Raw genomic sequence first — 20809 nt, forward strand, 5'->3', positions numbered from 1 at the left:
CTTATATGCTTTTATGATTTATTATCAGGCTTGAAACTTTGATACATGTCTTTGACCATCTCTGCGTGGCCGCGAGCGTCTAGGTAGCGATAAACATCTTCATTGATACTGGTTGCTAGAAATGCCCCTACAAACATACCTTGGTCTAACGAAAGGATTTTGGTTGAAATACGCCCTTCAGTATCGACTGCATCAAACCAACCATAAGGAGATACGATTCCTGGATGAGTTTCCTTTAGTTGAGACAAGGCCTTAACCGCCATGGCAGGGTCAACGATGTAAGACAATGCAAGAGCATGTGGTGTACCTGTCACAGGGTCATTAGCACCATGCATTTCGTTGTTAAAAAGCACTTTACTTTCAGATAGGAAAGGGACGCCATATGCAGAATAACGATCATCTACTGTCGCAGAGGCCGATACAAGAGGGACATTGTGTTTAGCCGCGTAGGCCATGTGTCCATATGTCATGTCCTCAATCATGGTATAGTCTGGTGTCAACGCACGTTCATCAAGAAATATTGCTGGCAACATAGCTTGAAAGTAAGAACCATCCCAAGTCAGTATTGGATTAAACTCTCTACCGGCGTAATTATACTTTGCAGTGTAGGTCTCCATATTATTAAACGCACTTTGTGGAACAGGCGTGTCCATATCAGAAGTAATTAGCGCAGCCCAAAGGGGAGCGAGGCGACTTTCATTTGCCTTGCGATCAATATGGTAAGGAATAGCTGCATTTGTGGTTGTTTTCCAACCGGCACGCAGTAGGTCTCGGGTCGGGTCATAAAGCTTAACCCATCCCTCTTTCGTATTATCAAAAATCGTTTCGATACGTGCAACAATGTCTTGTTTTGCTGGTTCCGTAGAGTCTATATAAGCACCCGCAACAGCGGCCAATGAAAACATGAAGTTACCGTTATCGACAGCAGGAACGATTTCGTCTTTGTTCATTTCTAACTTATCGCCTTCAATTTCATACGGCCAGTAGAATAATCCATTCCACTTTGGTGCCGCTTCCACTGTGTCGAGCACTTCTGCAATGCGTATCAACGCATCTTCATTGCCAGCTTTTTCTGCTTCAACAAGGACATTGAGATATAAACCGATTTCAGTCGTATTTACATAGTATTCAGGATACACAACACCATCTTTTACGAACACCGTGTCATAAGGCACCTTTGCGTCTACATTAACACCGACCCCATCTAAGAAGAAGTTTAGATTTGTTTGCAGGTCTTCTCGAAAGTTTTCTGGATAGAATTCTTCCCTTAGGTTCAATTCATTTAGGCTAACTTCACTTGCAACTATGTGCCCGCTCAGCAGCAGCATTAATGCCCCAGCAATTTTAGTTTTATTAATTGTCATTTTCTTAGTCCTTAAAGGTGAGGTGTACTTTTAACCCCATGTAAAACGTTTCTACATTCTGGGGGCAAATCTTGCACATCGCAAGGTACCAACGCCGACAAATGTGACGCGTCTATCGTTATTTTTTTGTTTTTACATAATTTCAACCTGCAGATAAAACAGCCCGCACAAAACAACAACCAAACAAAAAGTTGAATTAAAACAAGCACTTATATTTAATTACAATTAAATGAATGACAACCATCACAAATGTAATAAGACCTCATACCAATTTAGCCATGATCATATATATTCAATTCACCCGTTTATAGAAACGTTTTTACACTTAACATTCAAAGCTGTTCAAATTTATATGCAGCCAACATCTGGAAATATGGATATGATGATTAATAAAACCAAAGCACTATTCGTTAGTGGCTTATCACTCACTGCACTGGCTGGTTGCCTAGACGACCCTTACGTTTACCCCAATGATCAAGTTAAGCCACCTGTCGTTACCCCACCAGATTCAATTACTCTTTATGGCAAAGACAGTGATGACCGTTTTAAACTAGCAGTAGTTGATAAAGACAGCATTGAAGCTGACGTAGATGCAAATGGTCATGTCTCACAGGGTAACATACGCACTCAACCGATTTCTAATGAAGAGAATGGACCACTGTTAGTCACGATTACTGAAGATGGTCAAGGTGCTCGCATTCAAAGTACCAGTGTCACAAATGCCGCTGTAGACCTTGATTTTAGTGCTGAGCTTACGGCACTTGAGTTTGATGTGCGTGTACTTGATAAGCCAGATACCGCTAATAGCGTTAAACTACATACGCAGTCAGAGTACCAAGTTGATGATGACAAAAATGTTGATATCACAAGTGCACTGATGGCCCTTTCCAGTATGCCACCGCAAACTATGATGGTTCCTTTTAGCTGTTTTGATGGTCAAGATTTAAATGAAGTGACGACTCCGTTTGCCCTTGCCTCAGACAGTAATTTGAAATTTGAAATCAGCAATATTCACCTCACTGAATACGACATTGATCCCGCCGAAAAACCACAAGCGCTGGAGTGTGATAACAAGAGTAATCCTGTTGACTTACACGAGTGGCGCATCTTTGTACAAGATATCCCGGACAGCTGGGATCCTGCAGGATGGGGCCAAACTATCACTGCCTGGGCAACTGATGGGAATATTCAGCAGGAGTGGCAGCATGACCACATCTACATCACATACGACGGAATCGGTGCTGGTGAAAATGGCGGCCTTGTTCTTGCTGTTACCAACCTTGACACCTTAACCGATGATGAGCGTCGCGATATCTCTGCCTTTATCGACGGTGGTCATTTAGAATTTATGCTTAAGGTTGACAGCTACGGCTCACACCCAACCAAGCGTCTACAGGTACAGATGGAAACTAACTTTGGAAATGGAACACCGCAGTACCTCGATGCGGGCTTCGCTGAAGGCGAATGGAAACAAGTACGAATTCCGCTCGCGGCGCTGCTTAAAAATGAAGATGGCACATTGAATGTCAATGCGATTCGCAATATTGAAAAACCACTTTCCATTTTGCCTGAATGGGTGGAAAACCAAGATACACTGGAAGGCATGTGGATCAGAGTTGGCAGCGTTAAACTCGCATTCTAATTGATTTTCATCGAAAAGCTGAGTCCTATATCTAGTCTCAGTCAGTAGCACAAGCTATTCAGTTGACAATTATTTTACTAATAAAAATCCAAGTGTATTTAATGCACTTGGTTTTTTTTATTCTGTGGATACAGAAAACCACGGGTTTACCCGTGGATGAATGCCTTTGGAGGCGGTACGATGGCTAAATGCAATACTACACCTCCTCTCACAGTGTCTATTACACGAAATATCACATAGTTTGGGTGACTAAGTACCGTCGGAAAATCCTGAATCTTGGTATGTGCAGCTACCTACGGAAGGTTATGCCAAAGTTACTGCGAAGTTTACTTGGCGTTGAGATCGAGACGATAGGCTTTGATGAAGATCATCTGCATATGATAATGCTTATCCCACCGAAATACTGTATTTCAGACGTAATGGGTAAACTAAAAAGCCAATCGTCGCACCACATGCGAAAAACTTTCAGTTGGCTAAGTAAGGTTTACTGGAAAGAGAACATTGTTTGGTCGCCAGGTTACTTTGTCAGTAGCGTAGGCGTGAATGAACGGGTTTGCGAATTATGTTAGGCATCAGAGCGAAAAGGATTCTGGTCAACTCCGCATGGAGTTGTAACAGTAAGTACCCCGTGCATGCACGGGGGTATCTACAGCTGTTCGGCGTTGATGTAATGAACGCTGGCCTTCTTTTTAAGCAATCCAATAATTGTGTTGTTAACACTCACACATCAAAGGCTGCGTCGCCTAATGCTGCGTCAAGTCTTGAGCGCATGGTTAACCTAGCCTTCAGTAAATGGCCGCGGTCGCTAAGCGCTCGTTACTCGGCACCACTAAACGGCCAAGCTCTAAGATGCAGTCTTTAGCACGAGGAAAGCTCACAGCGCTTCGACTTTTCGTAAGCGTCTTTAAATCGATTCATTCAATCTTTTCAATAAACGTCGTAACCTTTAACTTTGATCGTTAAAGGTACTCGAAAATGTCTCAGCATAGATCTCAACAAGAATGGCTACGTCTTGTGCAGAAGTATTACAATAGTGAGCAGTCTTCCGCTCAGTTTTGTTTAGAGCACAATCTTCATCCAAAAACGTTTGACAACAACCGTCGTAAACTACACCACTTAGTCAACATGCCTAAAAAACGAGAAGATTCACTTTCTGAATTCGTTGTTGTTGAAAAAATAACCAAGCCAAACACCAAAACCGAGCAACAGCCTGCCTCTAAGCTACCCACGGAATTACGCCTTGAAGCGGGAGCATGCTCTCTTCATATACCTCGTGATGTAACACCTCAGTGGCTCGGCCTTCTATTGAAGGAGCTTGCTGTTGTATGAAAATGTTCCCTGATATCTCTGTTATCTATCTTCACAAGGCGCCCGTCGATTTTAGAAAGGGCATTAATGGCTTGAGCTTTATCGTTGAACAGAATATGAACCTTAATCCCTTCTCCGAAGCGCTATTCGTCTTCTGTAATCGCACGCGGGATAAGCTCAAAGTTCTCTACTGGCAGCGTAATGGCTTTTGCCTCTGGCAAAAGCGACTCGAAAAAGACAAGTTCGCTTGGCCAAGAAAAATGCCAGGGCAAACACTCTCATTAACGGAAGAGCAGTGGCATTGGTTGCTTGATGGACTCGACATTGAAAAAATGAAACCCCATCAAGCATTGAATTACCAAAGCCTTAACTAAATTAAAAAAAATATTGCGTATAAGGAACTTTCGCGTAACTCTGCGATCTTCCTTATATGACCTATGAAAATCATCAAAATGAGTTAGCTCTCTTAGAAGCGTTATTGGCTGATAAAGATAAGCAACTCACTGAACTTGAATCCACCGTATTGACTCTTCGCCAATCGCTCGGCGAGAGTGAATCGAACGTACTCACACTTCGCCAGTCTCTAAACGAGAGCGAAATAACCATCCAATCTCTGGTTGAAAAACTCAACCTAGCGCGGCGTAAACGCTTTGGTAGCAGTAGTGAAACTATGCCCCCTCAGGACTTAGAGTTCAATGAGGCGGAGACTCATGCCGATACGACAGGTGAAGAGGAAGCGCCCGATAATCCGAATGATGACGCCTCGGAAGCGGAAAACCCTTCATCCGAGACAAAATGTCGTGGTCGCCCAAAGCTTCCCGAAGACCTGCCACGAAAGCGAGTCGTGGTGGACATACCAGAATCAGAAAAAACCTGCTCGTGTTGTCAGTCGATACTCTGCAGGATGGGGCAAAGCACCAGTGAGAAACTGGTGTATATCCCGGCCAAGTTGTATGTCGAAGTCACTGAAAGACCCAAATACGTCTGCCGTCAATGTGATGCGTTAGGAGAGAAGAGTGTTGTTGCAATGGCTCCACCGCCGGCATCGATTATCCCGAAAAGCATCGCGACGCCCTCTTTGCTTGCGCAAATTATCACGAACAAATACCACTATGCCCTGCCTCTCTATCGTCAAGAATCGCTGTTCAGACAATATGGGCTAGCGCTCAGCCGAAAAACGATGAGTCAGTGGATACTGCGTTGCGCTGATAAGGTCGAGCCGTTAATCGCCTTACTGAAAGAAACCCTCCTTGCTCAAGATGTTCTGTTCGCTGACGAGACCACGTTGACCGTGCTCGATGACGAAAGAAAGAAAAGTTACATCTGGTTGTATGGGAGTGGTCCAGACCGGGGCGGTAATGCGCAATCTCCCGGTATCGTCTTGTTCGACTATCAGGAAGGGAGTCGGGGGCACCACTGCCCTGAATCGTACCTGTCAAACTACACTGGATACCTTCATGTTGATGGGTATAAAGCATATGAAAAGACAGCAGCGAAGTTGGTGGGTTGCTGGGCTCATGCAAGACGTAAGTTCATAGAGGCAGAGCAGAGCCAACCAAAAGGCAAGCAAGGAAAAGGGGGTAAAATCCAGTGGGCAGTCAGTTGGTTCCAAAAGCTCTATCGTGTTGAACAAGCACTCAAAGATAAGACGAGGGAAGAGCGATATGTTACCCGCCAATCAAAGACTCAGTCTCTGCTCAATGAGTTCAAGGCGTGGTTAGATAAATCGGTCACTCAGGTGCCCCCTAAAAGTAAACTGGGTGAGGCGATTAGCTACAGTCTCAATCAATGGTCGAAGCTAGTACGAGTTATCGATGATGGTCGGTTAAGCATGGATAATAACCGAGCGGAACGTTCAGTACGTCCGTTCACGGTAGGGCGGAACAACTGGTTGTTCTCTAAGACTCATAATGGAGCCCGCGCCAGTGCAGTGCTGTACAGTCTTATCGAAACCGCGAAGGCTAACGACTGTGAGCCGTATGAGTACCTCGAATACGTGTTACGAGAAATACCGAAACTGAAGAGTGAGGATGACCATGGTCATCTTCTACCTTGGAACATGCCAAAAACGAACTAGTCCCCCATCCCGTAATAGCGTTCAGAATGACAGATACCGCCTTAGTTGGCGGTATCTGTGTTGATATTAGAAAGTCAATGAGTCGGTTCGTAGACGCTTACTAAAGTTTGACGAGGACTGAAGAGATATTTTTGTTATTTTAGAGGGCTATTGATTGCTCTGTGGTTACGAGGTTGAAAGATTCTTCATATCGCTATTAATCGTTCGTAAAAAGAGCCTAGTAACATACCTTACATATTTATCAGTACGAGCTAGGCTCTTAATGTTTTTATGATAATTTCAGTATCGTTATTTGTTTAACTTTACTAAATATTTTCGGTGCATTTTGCTATCTATCTATGCTAACTTGCTCTAGCGTCATTGGATTAAAACCATTTTGAGCAAACAAATACCAAGCGACAACTGAAGTAAAGCCTCGATTAGGATCTACCCAATCATAGCCACCTGTCTTATTAGCCGTATACGGCAATGCACGTGTATCGACACCATTTATCTCCCTATCTATCAATAAATGTCCTAGCTGATTCGTATAGAAATACCCTCTTTGCTTGTCACCATAATGAAGAAAAGCTACAGCAATATGGCCAGTACCATCCAACCAAATGTTTGATACATCGATATCTGCTCCATGATAGAAACCGCTAATTTTTTCTCCGTTATGTTCGACAGTTTTTCGGAATCGAAGATCGTATTCTGGAATATTCAAAAGTTCAGAAGCTTCAGAACCATAAGCTAACACCCGCCAAGTGTATAGATCCAATGGTAGATTATTACCCCTAAGCTCAGAATCCAACCATATTCTGATGTTTTTGGCATACTCAGGTTTATCAACTAAATTCATCACGGCAAACGCATCGATATTTCCTTCATGATGACCAAAACCCTCATGCAGATAGCTATCTCCTCTTCGCCAGCCATGCGCTAGATAACCACCCTGAGTAGCTTCATCGTCAACATACCATTCAATCAATAAGTCTATAAGCTTATTGGTCATGGCTTCATAACGTTCACCACCATATGCTTTTTCGTAGTGTTTGTACGCCATCAATAGCCAAGTAAGATCACCCATCCAACGATCTGATGTTGTAGTTTTATATGGCCCAACTCCGTCTTGCTCTACAATTTTGACATCCTGATAAAAACCTCGCGCTTCACCATTCAAGTAAAATTGTTGAAGATGGGGATCAGAATTATCTACGTCCGTAGCGTTAGCAAAGAAATCCAAGATTCTCTCTGCTCGCTCTTGTTCATCTTCAACAATAAAAGCCATTGCTGCCAACGCATTATTAAAGGTATGAAGCTGATTACTCACGCCCTCCTGAGAAGCTAGTAAGGCCTTTTCTGGTGTGAACGTATCCTGAACTTGTTTCATATACTCAAGAACACCGGGATCTTTTGGTATCATAGATATGTCACGACGTTGTTTAAAACCAATTCCTTCTAGCTCACGATTTGGGTCTAATTGAGGACCAGCTTCACGAAATGTCGCAGGAAGTCCCGGTTCTACGAGTTTTGGTTCTAGCAAACTTGCTGTCCCAGAGCTAAGTTGCCCGGCAATAACTACCTCTATACGACTGATGTCTTGCAATAGATCATCCTCACCATCCCAAGCGTAATCCATGCTATCCGCGTAGATCACCATCGTATTCCAGCTTTGATATTTTTCTCCAAGGTCAAAAACTTTCCGAAATACAGATCCATCAGAATCAATAAACTTGACTTCCATTTCACTGTTAGAGTCCGCTTTTAAATCGAAAACTATAGGGAGATCTCTAGAAACCGGCTCATCCAGTTCCGTCCAAATCATAACCCAACCTTTATTTGCTTCAGACACTAATTGGTAATCCATTAGAATACCAGGTTTGTCATTCTCCTCGAGTCCCCTAATTTCCAAGTGATTAAAACCATCTCCTCCAATTTCCCAGTACGAAAGATCAAGGTTAATTTCATTACTCAAAATTGTATCGGCATCTTGTGCCCCTCCCAATCCACATCCGCTTAAAAAAAGAGCACCTCCCAGTGCCAAAATTCTTGGTACATGATTTTGTACGCCTAATATTTTATTTATGATCAAAACTACCTCTTCTTATGTTCCAATTATTATGATGGTGCCCAGAGGAAAGCGAGCTAGAACAAAGCTAACCCGTGCTCCCTTAGTACGTTGGTAACTTTATTGTTGGTCTAGCAACAGCCATTTCTTACTTTCCCTAGCCTCCATTTAGTTAATTTAAAGGGAAACATCATCAGTTCTGTAATAAATGGTGAGCGTACTATGGTGAGCGTATCGGCGTTTTTCAAATTGCCCTTTTATGTATCAGCTACTTTTTAAAGCTACATGAAAGCTGTCAGGATACAACTCCTCAAGTGTCGGGGCAGGCTCGTTTTCTAACGGCGTGTCTCTCCACTCCGCTCTTGGTGGAACATCGTATTGACACTCTAACTGCGCAATATCCTGTTTTAGCTTATTGATGATAGGCTGATACTTGGGATCATTAATGGCGTTATTCATCTCAGTGGGATCGCACTCTAGATCATAGAACTCCCACTCATCCATCTTATAATAAAAATGCATCAGCTTATAACGGCTATCTCGAGTGCCGTAATGACGCGTCACATCATGCATGGCTGGATATTCATAAAAATGATAATACAAAGATTCACGCCAATCTACTGGCTTATCTCCAGCTTTTTGGCCCGTAAGTAATGGCACCATAGACTGCCCTTGTATATCGCTATCAACTGTTACACCAGCAAACTCCAAGAACGTTGGCGCATAATCAATGTTTTGCACCAGATTATTCACTACAGTGCCCGGTTCTATCTTATTTGGGTATTGTATTAGTAACGGCGCACGAAAAGATTCTTCGTACATAAAGCGCTTATCAAACCACCCGTGCTCACCCATGTAGAAACCTTGGTCAGAGGTGTAAACCACAATGGTATTATCTGCAAGATTGTGCTGCTCTAAATAATCAAGCACTGCGCCGACCGATTCGTCCACCGAAATAATTGTCGCTAAATAGTCTTGAACATATCGTTGATATTTCCAAATTGCGATGTCTTCATCGCTCATATTAGACTCGTTGGCATTGAACCAATCATTACGCGCTTGATACGCTTCATCCCACAGCTTGCGTTGCTCTGGCGTTAGACGCTCGAGCAAAAATGGCCATATATCTTCCCTCCACGCAGTCTCCCCAACACCGCGTGTCATTTTCAAGTCATGACCTTCCTGAGCATCACGGTAGATGTTCATGGTTTGTTTGGCCGCAGCAGAACGCCCTTCATAGGTATCAAAATAGTTATCTGGTACCGGGAATTCGGTATTCTCAAACGCTCTAGTATGCTGGGGTGCTGGCATCCAATTCCGGTGCGGCGCTTTATGATGAAGAAGAAGCGCAAACGGCTGATCGTTATCATTTTGTTTTGATAACCACTCGAGTGACTTTTCAGTGATCAGCTCTGTTGTATAGCCATGTTCTCGCTTGACACCGTCTTTTGTGATGAAGTCTGGGTTATAATACTCACCCTGATCGTTTAACAACTCCCAATGGTCAAAATCGAGTCCATCTGGCGTTAAGTTGATATGCCATTTGCCAATGCACGCCGTGGTGTAGCCATTTTGCTTGAGTAGTCTTGGCCAAGTTGGTTGGTGCCCATCAAATAGCTGACCATTGTGGTTAAAACCATTTTTGTGACCAAATTTCCCCGTCAACATTGCCGCTCGTGAAGGACCACAGAGTGAGTTTGTCACAAAGGATTGCTCAAAGCGTGCGCCGTTACGAGCGATACGGTCGATATTCGGTGTAGGGGCAAGGTGGGCAATATCGCTTTGATAAGCACTAACGGCTCGCATGGCATGGTCATCTGACATGATGTAGATAATGTTTGGCTGTTTCTGACTTGATAGAGCTTGATTTTCCATAGATTCACCTCCAAAAAACCTGCTCGTTGCAAGCAACGGCAGGTCCAAATTCATTTGTAAATTATGTATTGCTTTAACCGTTAATAGAGCTAGAAGCTTGTAACAAGAACGAAGCCTCTAACGACGCGTTACTGTCAGAACCGACATAGAGCTCAATACGTGACTCTGTGGCTTCTAGGCGCTGTGTTTCTCCGTAATATTCTAGTGAGTGAGATGGGATCTCTAAACACACTGTTTTCGCTTCACCAGGGCGCAAATCTACGCGAGAAAATGCCTTCAATTCCTTTTCTGGTCGACTCGTCGTAGCATGGATCTGCCGCGTGTAACACTGCACAACCTCTGTCGCCACATGCTCTCCAATATTGCGCACGTTGACTTGAACCTTTAACGTATCCTCCAAAGACAGTTCACTATGACTGAGTTCTAAATTACTGTATTCAAATTCACCATAGGTTAAACCAAAGCCAAACGCATACAATGGCGTATGCTTTTGATCTTTATATGGTTGATACTCTTGAAATGCTCGCATTTTGCCCAGTTTTTTACGCGCGTAATAAATAGGGATTTGTCCAGTCGAGCGAGGCACTGACATGGGTAAACACCCACTAGGCGACACCGCGCCAAACAATAAGCGAGCAACCGCATGCCCTGTTTCCGTGCCACTTTGCCAAGCGTACAGTAACGCGTCAGCAAATTGTTCCGTTGCCATTGACGGTACAGGGCGCCCTGTACACTGAACAACAACTAATGGCGTATCGGTTTCACCAATAGCTTGAATAAGCTGCTCCTGCCCAGCTGGCAACGTAAGCTCGGCGATATTTCTCGCTTCTCCGGTTCGACGATGGCTCTCCCCAGTACATAGAATAGTGAGATCAGCCCGATGAGCACATTCAACCATCTCATCAGTAAAAGAAGCGTCTTCAGTGATGAGATCGACATTTAGATTATTTTGCTCGATGTACGCTTGGATACCCCCATAAATTGAAGTCACATCTTGCGACCGCCCGTCCAAACACCAAGAGCCTAAGTGCTGTCGTTTGCTATGAGCGTGTGGGCCGATAACCGCAATCGTCAACTTACTTTGTAAAGAGGAAGGGCTGGCGAGTGGTAAGATCCCAGAGTTTTTTAATAACACCATACTTTGCTCAGCGAGTTGTTGAGCCTTAGCAACATGCTCAGGGTGACGTAATATGGTTTTGTGACGGTCTTCATCAACATACGGCTTCTCAAACAAGCCCGCCTTAAACTTGATGCTTAATACTCGGCGAGTCGCTTCATCGATAGTCGCCATGTCAATCTGACCTGAAGAGATTAATTGAGGTAAGAAGTCTTGATACGCCTCATTGGTCATTGCCATGTCAACGCCAGCTTCTAGCGCCTTTTTAGCGGACTCTTTGGCATCTTTAGCCACACCAAAATACTCTAAATCTGAGATTGAACCCCAATCACTGACCACAAAGCCATTAAAGCTTTGTTGCTGCTTTAACCAGCCATTTATTAAATGTTTGCTGGCCGATACTGGAGTACCTCCTAGGTCATTGAACCCCGACATCACAGTAGCTACGCCAGCTTCTACCGCCGCTTTGAAAGGGGGTAAGTACACATTATGAAGCGTATTTTCGGTAATCTCAGTAGTATCGTAGTCACGCCCCCCCTCAGCCGCACCGTAGCCGATAAAGTGTTTAGCGCAAGCTACCATAGAATTTTCATCGGCCATATCATCGCCTTGAAAACCCTTAACTACCGCTTTCGCCATCGCACTGGTCAAGAAAGGGTCTTCTCCTGCACTTTCAATTACCCGCCCCCACCTAGGATCGCGAACAATATCCAACATGGGTGCAAACGTCCAGTGAATACCGAGCGAAGCCGCCTCTTTCGCAATGCAGCGATAAGCCGATTCAATCATGTCAGGGTTAAAAGAGGATGCCTGCGCTAAAGGGATCGGTAATACAGTTTGCTGACCATAGATGACGTCTCGAGCAATAATCAAAGGAATACCTAATCGACTTTGTTCGACTGCAACTTTTTGAAATTCATTTAATTGCTTGGGATCAACACTTTCTCCCGGAGCGTTGCCCGCCCAGGCAGTATCCGCCAATATTCTTGAACCCCAAGATCCTTTTTTCACACCATATAAGTACTGCTCACGATTATCATCATAATCTAGCATTGGGGTCTGGCATAGTTGACCGATTTTTTCTTCTGTTGTCATTCGCGAGAGTAAATCCTCTACTCGCTGATGAATAGATAGAGTTGTGTCTTGATACGGCTGTGCCATATATACTCCAAGAGTCGTTTAAGATTGGAAAAGAGAGGCACAGTCACGAATATGACCGTGCCTATCATTTAGATCTGAGAATGGACGTAATCGGGGAATGCTTGAATCAAAAACTCCGTCATTTCAGCTTCTAGCTCTTCATTATTTGATGCTATTGCGCGTTCTAGCAGTATTTCTGCAACCTCAGGAACGTATTTACTATCAAGCTGAACATATAGTTCGATGAATTGATACAATTCATCGTCAGACAACTTCGGCATCAATCGCTCAGGAGCTAAAAGGGCATTATCGTAAAACGCCGGCATAATGCCTAATGTGACATTATCCCAAGCATCTATCACCTGCTGATAGCCACCCAAATAATGCTCGTCATTACGAATTTCCAGTTTATTCGATCCCTTTAGCGCAATGACGTAATTACCTTGTTCTTCCTGCTGTTGAGCAAACTCAAAATAACTTTTTGATAAAAAGTAGACTTTGCCCCATGCGAAGAAATAAGCAATCAGTATAAAGCCAAGGAGCATGCTGATTCGTTTTAACTGCACCATTATTTAACTCCTACACCCGTAAATGCCTTGATAAAGTTTTTCTGCATAAAGAAGAAAACAAAAACAACAGGCACAGCAATCATGGTCGTCATTGCCCAAACCTGCTCAAGGTTGCCTGCTGGTATATCTTGCTGGAACTTAAACAGCGCCATTTGCAGCGTCAGCATAGAGTCATCACGAATATACAGTAGTGGTCCCATGAAGTCGTTCCACGCCCCCATAAAGGTTAGGATACCGACCGTTGCCATCGCTGGACGCATCATTGGTAATACCACTTTGAAGAATATACGCATCTCACTTGCACCATCGATTCTTGCCGCTTCCAAATACGCCTCATCAACCTGAGTCATGAACTGATACAGAAGAAATATATTGTAAGCACTAATGGCTCCCGGAATGATAAGCACCCGATAAGTATTAATCCAATCCCACTCATACATCATCATATAAACAGGAATCGTAAACAAAATCGCCGGAACCATCATAGAAGACAAGATCAATCGCAGCCATACCTGACGACCTGGCATATTGGTTTTGGCAATAGCAAACGCAACCATTGCCGATAGCAAGCAGTTCAACACTGTCACTGATACAGAAACGAATATTGTATTAAAAAATATACGCCCTAGATTAACACTGTTAAAAATCTCAATATAACCATTTAGTGACCATGTTGATGGTAATGAGTTCGGAGAGTGCATAATTTCCGAACCCGGCTTAAACGAGTTGATAATCATAAAGAAAAATGGATAGAGCACCACAATACTAGCAATTGTGAGTGATACATATATCATCACCTTGCCTTTATTCAGTTCTTTCATTCTTTATTACTCCCGTTTGTTATTTTTAACTGAATCATCGTCAATATAAAGATCACGATTGCAAGTAATAAACCAACTGTCGATGCTTCACCCATTTTCATTTGTTCAAAACCAATTTGGTACAAGTGAAGTACTGGGGTTAACGCCGAATTATGAGGACCACCTTGCAAGTCAAAGTTCATAAAGACTTCGGTAAACATCTGCAAGCCGTTGATAACATTAATCGTAAGAACAAAAATAATCTGAGGCTTAATTAGCGGCAAAATAATCTTGGTGATTTTTCTCGACCATGAAGCACCATCAATGTCTGCGGCTTCTAATAACGACTTGTTAATACTTGCAATACCACCTAGGAATATGATCATTTGCACACCAAACCATTTCCAAGCACTAAATACTGCAATGACTGGCATGGGTAACCACTTTTCAAACTTCCAGAACACAGGAGAATCAAGCACTTGAATCTCGAGCATCGTCGCTTGAATAGGTCCGTTTGGTCCTGCGATGAAATCAAAGATCAGCATGGCAACGGTGACCGATGTCACAACGGGTATAAACAATACTGTTCTAAATAAGCCAGACAACACGGTCACTTCATTCAGCATCAGAGCTGCACCAAGTGCAATCACAAAGCTTAGTGAAATAAATATCGCCTGATTAAAGAAAACATTAAATATCGACTTCCAAAACTTATGATCTGTAATGGCATTAATCCAGTTTCCAATACCAACAAATTCAGTATTTTCAGGGTTTAATATATTAATATCCAAAAAACTATTTTCTAATGATAGAAAAAACGGATACAACATAAAAACCAGAAAGTACGCAACCCAAGGTAACATAAATAGGTAAGACACCCAGTAACGCTTAATATTCATAACTATTCCAATATAATAATTGTCAGAGATGTTTTATTACACACTATCTTTTTAGTATTTTTTTAACCTCTTCTGCTGCAGCTTCTACCGCGGCTTCTGGCGTCATTTTTTCCATAACAACAGATTGAGAATAGTACTTAAGCACAATACTAGACACTTCAGCTACGGCAGCGGATGATTCGTTCATCACGACATTATTTAGCTGTTCGACAAATGGCTTTATATCTTCTTGCTGGAAATAAGGATGAGACTGTAATGAACCTAGTGTTGGGAGGTTCTGCAACGCCATATTCGCTTGCAAATGATAATCCTCTTCCATTAAAAGCTCAATAAGCTGCCAACTGCGCTGTTCAATTTTTCGTGTATTTTTGAATACCATCAGTGCACGGCCATCCAAATTTGAGTAATGTGTATCCCCTTCAGCTAAGGTCGGAATAGGTGCAATTCCAACATCTTTACCAATTTGCATCGGATAACCCGCTGCGTCTTGTAAGTTAGTTTTCCACGCAATTCCGTACTGAGGCCACATCCCTATTGTTCGAGAGAAAAAATTCTGCTCCATTGTCAATGGTGCAAATTGCTGTACTTTTTTCATGGTTTCTAGAAAAGCAACCATCGAAGCTTCTTCTTTATCAAATACAGGGTGCGTACCATAACGATTTAACAACTGATATTTACCACCATTAAAGTTATAGTAGAGTGGAGATAGCATATTCCAATACCAGCCTCCCCAAGATAAAGCATCATTCCATAGCGCGGAACCGTAAACATTTGCGCCATTTTTTCTTGCTGGCAGATTACTAATTTTCTCAGCCGCAGATAAAAATGCATCCCATGTTTTCGGTGGCGAATCTGGGTCTAAACCTGCTTCTCGAAACAAATCCTTATTGTAAATCATCATTTGAGTTGTTGCGTGCCAAGGAATAAAATAATTGCGGTTAAAATGCTTGGCCATAAATTGAGGTTCAATTCTTTCTTCTAATTGATTGAAGCCATCAAACTCATTCAAGTACATTAAACGCCCGAGCTTTGCATACCTCGGCACCATATAACCAAATACACCAGCATATACATTTGGATAATCACCAGCCGCCATGCGTGTTTCTAGGTTTGTATCATTTGTTAATATTAAAGTTACATCAGGATAGCGGCGCTCATATTCGGGTTTTATAAACTCGTTTACAAACGTCATTTGCTCCCCTGACGACACCATAAACTCAATTCGTTCCTTTGCCACTACTGAAGAAGTTACAGTCAGTAGCATAATCGTAAGCCAACGGTTTATCATATGTTATCCTCGTAAGGCTATATAAATCACATCTGAACTATTTCGGCATATTATTACCATAATTTCTCATGGCAACGATAAAGAACTAAAAAGCGTTTTTCTAAATACTAAATAGAGTCTCGAGCAACATACTTAGTTGGTAGTATTGTTACTGGTTCAATATAGTCTTCATTATTCATTGCATTAAATAGCACTTCGACAGATTTGACTCCCATATCAAATTTATCATGCTTGACCGTACTCAATGCAGGTAAACACCTTTCAGATTCTCGAATATTATCAAAGCCAACCAGCTTTAATTGTTCAGGAATTTTAATCTTTTTCTCATTAGCGGCTTTAATTACACCGAGGGCCATTTCATCATTACCCGCAAAGATTGAACCTGGTATCGATTTCTTAGAGAAAAGTTCTAGTGCTTTCTCATAGGCATCTTTTTCAGTAAAATCTGAACGAATGATCAGTTCATTGCTGAACTTGAGATTATAAAACCCGAGTGCTGCTATGTAGCCATCTAACCGTTTTTGGTTGTCGTAAGAGTCGGTAGGACCACTCATATAGTAAACTTTTTCACTACCACTATCGATCAATTGCTTAGTCGCACTAAATGCACCACCGAAGTTATCAATCAAGATATTGTAGATATTAGGTGCCGTAATTTCCCTATCAAGCACAACAATTGGAAGATTGTTTGCTGCCACAGATTCTAAGAAGTCATCATCAAACGCATTACTCAAGATAATAGCGCCATCAATCATCTGATCTTTCAGATAACGATGAGCTGTTGACTCTGCGCCACCAAAAAGGCTACAAGCAATCAAGTCATACCCCATTTCATGCACTTTTTGCTCAATTCCTTGCACAAGTTCACTATAAATTGGACCAAACCAAGAGTTAAAGAACACTCCTATCGCGCCAACATTTTTTTGTCTTAGACGTTTTGCATTACTGTTTGCCGAGTAGTTGAGCCTTTTCGCAACTTCAAGAACATGATTCCGCGTTTTTTCACTTATACGGTCACTGTTATTCATTGCGTAAGAAACTGTCGAAATAGACACATTCGCTTCTCTAGCAACATCTTTGATTGTATGTCTCATGTCAGAATTGCTCCTTCACTTAAAAGTATTCTTATCTAGTTGAATCACTTGCGTTTTCTAACCGCTTTATTGGAGTATACTGCATTAGATAAAACGTTTCTACTAGTCGGCAATAGGCAAAATCTTTGATAGAGCTACATTCAAATCATGGAATGCTCTCCCCCCACTAAAGTGGGGGGAGCATGACGTTACAGCCAAACTGTCAGTTGATTACCCCCATCATCTAACATACTGTTTATAATTAATTTATCTATCTTAGCTCCACCCGTTCGGTAAGCATTAGTTGTTAACGAAACCGCTACATCATTTCCGTTGAGTTCAATACGTTTAGGTGTAAATTCACCTTGCTCAGGTAGAATATTAAGCTTGCACGATTTTCCATAAAGCGTGAAGTCTAAGCTTACCTTACCCATGCTTTTAGCGATAACTGGATCCAAAACTAGAGAATCGTTTTCATAGCGGACACCAAGCACGTTACTCATTACTTGGTTGATATAAATACCAGGACCACTAGAGTAGATACGCCAGCCACCTTTAACAGCAACGTCACCTGACTTCAGCTTGTCGAAATCACGGTATGCTTCATAACGGTCGTTAAACTTGCCATCTGAACTAGAGAAATACGCATTCGATTGACGAATTTCAGCATTTGGTACTGCTTGTTGAATTCCAACCGGAACAATTTTGTATAAGTTCTCAACAACTTTGTCAGCTTTACCCATTTTACATAACGCTTCTATAAAACGAATGTGAGCATGGCAATACTGCAAACCGACTTCACGGCCAAGGTTTGCAGCAAGCTCAGCGCGTTTAAAGTAGCTTTGCTTACCACCGTTGTATTCCGCCATTTTCTCCATTAAACGCACGCCATCAGGATGAACTAGGTTCTCTTCGATGATTTGCATGTGGCTTTCTGCCATCTCTTTACTGAACGTTTCAGAGATAATCGATCTTGATGCAGGAAGAAGGCGGTATTTGATACCTGTTTGCTGATCTGATGGGTGCAGCAAGTACTCGACTTTATCTACGTCTTTGTTAGGCAGATGGATAAAGCCTGCAATCACATCATCTTTGACAAGGAGCTTATTGAAATCCGCTTCCATGTTAACCGTCAACTCAGAAATCAAAGTAACAAACTCTGCATATTTCTTACTTGAAGAAAGAGCTTTCGTCAGTGTTTTTAGCGACTGAAGCGTTAGAGGAATTGTCCAACCACTCACCATATTCTCTCGTAAAGACTGATTAGCAGGCTGCAACGTATCATCCCAATCACCATCGCCGTAGCATGATAAATGTGTACCAGGAACCAAGTTATCGAAGATGTGTTTAACCTGACGTTCTACGTGAGCAAAGATCGTGTACTTTTTATCAGTGAACTCGAAGCCATCTTCGATACTCGTATAAGGCACCTCACGATTTAGTACATCAATGTCCCCTGTTGTGGTGATGTAGTCTGCGATTGCCTTAAGCGGCCAAACCACAATGTCACCATGACAATCTTCTTGCTGAATTTTCGAATATTTGTCGAACATGAACCACTGTGGCCATGTGCCTGTTTCAATGTGCTGATGGCTATAAATAGTCTCTAGTAAATCGACAACTCGATCGTATCGCTGCATAGACATGAACAGTTCAAACGGTCCTTGAGAAACATCACGAGTGCCCCATGCTGCACCAGAGTACTGCTCTAAGCCGTGTGGCGTGCTGTAGTGAACCAAGGCGTTGTGAGTAAACCACTGCATTGTATCGTTTAATTTTTGAGCATTGTAAGCGTCATTTTCAAACTCTACGTTGAACTGGTTCAGAAGCTGGTTTTGCGCCTCTTGATAGGCACTAACCTCAGAATCAAAATCTAGCATACCGATAGCTAAATCATCTTTACCATCTAGCGTACCTGAAATTGTGATGCTGGCTTTTGTCGTCACCGTGCCTGTTAATAGTAGGTATCGGGTTGAGTCTTTACACACGACCGTAGATACGTCTGTTAAAAAGTCACTTGCAGACATGACGTACGCCATTTCAGGGTAAGTTGACCCTACAAGTTCATTGTTTCCATCTATACGGAAAGTGTTTCCATCACGCGTGACGGTGACATCATTTTCGCTCTCGTTATTACCCATCAATAGCTGATTGGTAACCGTAATTTCGAGTGCTTCTGATAAGCCCTGCGTTTCAACATCAAGTTGAACTGCCGTTTGCTCTTGTGAGCTAAAGCTTGTGACAATAATGTAGCCACTTTGATATTTATATATCCAACGAGAGAAATTTAAACCCACCTCAAATGCTGATGGCATCGTTAAGAGACGGTGTTCGCCATCTTCTTTAATCCAAATACGTTGACCGCTGAACTTGAACATATTCAAAGACGTGCGCTCTACCCCTAGCAGCTTATTGAAAGAGGTATTGCCAAGAACAATATGTGAGTTAAACACACCGTACATGCCATGAGTAGAACTCATTACGGCATTTTCAAAGTTCTGGTTGTTACCCGTTGAAATCATATGACCCGTAGAGCGCTCAAGAAGGTACTCTTTTTCTGCTAAGGTCACGTAACGGCTATCGCCTTGCTTATCGCCGTAAAAGAATGACAGCAACTGGCCGTTATTCTCTTCAGGGAAACGCTGTTCTTTTGAAAAAAACGTTTCGATTTCAGCTAAAGAAAAATCCTCTCCGACGACACTATTTGCTGTATCCAAATAAAAGTCGATAAGTCCTTGCTCAGAAACTCGGTGCTCGCTCGGCTGCACATATTCTTGTCGTAATTGATTCAGCTCTTTTGACTCAGCGACGTTAGAAAGCGGAAGATCAGTGCCAAAATCGACATAGAACACCGATTCTCGAATCTCTGAACTACACAGGTTCACTTTTTCTGTTTGCAGCGCAATATAGCCCATCTCAAACTGTAGTTTAAAGCTTGGAAGTTGCTCTTCAAACAACGCTGCTGGTTGTGCATCGAAACGGTAACTTTTACCAAAGAATTGGTAACCATCCGTAGAATATGCCACTACTTTATCTGTCAACGAACCAATTTGAGTGCAAGGGTTGCCCGTACTTTGAGGAAGATTTTGTCGAGAACACACCACATAGCCTTCGTCTTTAGTTTCGAATATTTGGTGATCTAAGTACTGGCTAACATAGCATTCGTTACTCTTTACTGCGCCTTCATCAGCTAGCGCCAAGTCTTGCCCGAATACAAGATCATAAGTCAACGTTGATGCAGATACGTTCTCAACCTTAGTCGTGAAGTAGAGCTTTTCAGAATCGGCAGCGAAAGAGATAACAACAGAAGCACAAAAGGCGTCCGTTTTCGTTTCCCAAACCACTAAACCTTCATCATTGCGATAGGTACGCATCGCTTTGTTGAAATGCATTAGTGGCGTGAATTCAATCATATCTTCATGATGAGTACGAAGATAAACATTGGATAGTGCACTCTCAAATTCGCTTGGGCTATACAAATTAAGCATCACGGTACCATACTTAATCGTATGCAGAACGTTATGCTCTGAGAAATCTAACGTTAAATGACCGTTAGTGATTGAATGAAATGAATCAGAAATAGCGTGAATCATATAAAAATACCTAC

Annotated in this window: 15 protein-coding genes; 5 read left to right on the plus strand and 10 right to left on the minus strand. The window is 42.4% G+C overall.

Annotated elements, in window-relative coordinates; translation table 11 throughout:
* Positions 1 to 11: 11 nt before the first annotated feature.
* Positions 12 to 1364, minus strand: a complete 1353-nt coding sequence (locus M9196_RS04880) for a glucoamylase family protein (RefSeq protein ID WP_250616407.1) — start codon at positions 1362 to 1364, stop codon at positions 12 to 14.
* A 379-nt stretch (positions 1365 to 1743) separates the two neighbouring features.
* Here M9196_RS04880 and M9196_RS04885 point away from each other — a divergent pair, with 379 nt between their 5' ends.
* The 5 genes from M9196_RS04885 (at position 1744) to tnpC (ending at position 6391) form a co-directional block, all read left to right on the plus strand.
* A complete protein-coding gene (locus M9196_RS04885) occupies positions 1744 to 3006 on the plus strand; it encodes a putative glycoside hydrolase (RefSeq protein ID WP_250616408.1) in 1263 nt (420 codons plus the stop codon).
* Positions 3007 to 3194: 188 nt separating this feature from the next.
* Complete coding sequence (gene tnpA, locus M9196_RS04890) at positions 3195 to 3575, plus strand: IS200/IS605 family transposase (protein ID WP_250616409.1); 381 nt, start codon at positions 3195 to 3197, stop codon at positions 3573 to 3575.
* Between the two features lie 406 nt (positions 3576 to 3981).
* Positions 3982 to 4335, plus strand: coding sequence for an IS66 family insertion sequence element accessory protein TnpA (gene tnpA, locus M9196_RS04895; RefSeq protein WP_250616410.1), 354 nt, complete (start codon positions 3982 to 3984; stop codon positions 4333 to 4335).
* On the plus strand, positions 4332 to 4688 hold the full coding sequence (gene tnpB, locus M9196_RS04900) for an IS66 family insertion sequence element accessory protein TnpB (RefSeq protein ID WP_250616411.1): 357 nt from the start codon (positions 4332 to 4334) through the stop codon (positions 4686 to 4688). The genes tnpA (M9196_RS04895) and tnpB overlap by 4 nt, the downstream gene beginning before the upstream one ends.
* A gap of 56 nt (positions 4689 to 4744) precedes the next feature.
* Entirely contained in the window at positions 4745 to 6391 is a 1647-nt protein-coding gene (gene tnpC, locus M9196_RS04905) for an IS66 family transposase (RefSeq protein WP_250616412.1), read from the plus strand.
* A 328-nt stretch (positions 6392 to 6719) separates the two neighbouring features.
* On the opposite strand, the gene M9196_RS04910 is transcribed toward tnpC, so the two are convergent.
* The 9 genes from M9196_RS04910 to M9196_RS04950 form a co-directional block, all read right to left on the minus strand.
* On the minus strand, positions 6720 to 8465 hold the full coding sequence (locus M9196_RS04910; RefSeq protein WP_250616413.1) for a hypothetical protein: 1746 nt from the start codon (positions 8463 to 8465) through the stop codon (positions 6720 to 6722).
* Positions 8466 to 8705: 240 nt separating this feature from the next.
* Entirely contained in the window at positions 8706 to 10316 is a 1611-nt protein-coding gene (locus tag M9196_RS04915) for a sulfatase family protein (protein WP_250616414.1), read from the minus strand.
* Between the two features lie 73 nt (positions 10317 to 10389).
* Complete coding sequence (locus tag M9196_RS04920; protein WP_250616415.1) at positions 10390 to 12594, minus strand: glycoside hydrolase family 3 N-terminal domain-containing protein; 2205 nt, start codon at positions 12592 to 12594, stop codon at positions 10390 to 10392.
* Between the two features lie 68 nt (positions 12595 to 12662).
* Entirely contained in the window at positions 12663 to 13142 is a 480-nt protein-coding gene (locus M9196_RS04925; RefSeq protein WP_250616416.1) for a hypothetical protein, read from the minus strand.
* Complete coding sequence (locus tag M9196_RS04930; protein ID WP_065675140.1) at positions 13142 to 13963, minus strand: carbohydrate ABC transporter permease; 822 nt, start codon at positions 13961 to 13963, stop codon at positions 13142 to 13144. Before M9196_RS04930 ends, M9196_RS04925 begins: the two co-directional genes overlap by 1 nt.
* On the minus strand, positions 13960 to 14841 hold the full coding sequence (locus M9196_RS04935; RefSeq protein WP_250616417.1) for a carbohydrate ABC transporter permease: 882 nt from the start codon (positions 14839 to 14841) through the stop codon (positions 13960 to 13962). The genes M9196_RS04930 and M9196_RS04935 overlap by 4 nt, the downstream gene beginning before the upstream one ends.
* A gap of 43 nt (positions 14842 to 14884) precedes the next feature.
* Positions 14885 to 16129, minus strand: a complete 1245-nt coding sequence (locus M9196_RS04940) for an extracellular solute-binding protein (RefSeq protein WP_250616418.1) — start codon at positions 16127 to 16129, stop codon at positions 14885 to 14887.
* Positions 16130 to 16236: 107 nt separating this feature from the next.
* Complete coding sequence (locus M9196_RS04945) at positions 16237 to 17223, minus strand: LacI family DNA-binding transcriptional regulator (RefSeq protein ID WP_250616419.1); 987 nt, start codon at positions 17221 to 17223, stop codon at positions 16237 to 16239.
* A 188-nt stretch (positions 17224 to 17411) separates the two neighbouring features.
* Positions 17412 to 20795 (minus strand): GH36-type glycosyl hydrolase domain-containing protein, encoded by a 3384-nt coding sequence (locus tag M9196_RS04950; RefSeq protein ID WP_250616420.1) that lies wholly within the window; start codon positions 20793 to 20795, stop codon positions 17412 to 17414.
* Positions 20796 to 20809: the final 14 nt, after the last annotated feature.

It is taken from the genome of Vibrio methylphosphonaticus (assembly GCF_023634655.1).
GTDB classification, from domain to species: Bacteria; Pseudomonadota; Gammaproteobacteria; order Enterobacterales; family Vibrionaceae; genus Vibrio; species Vibrio methylphosphonaticus.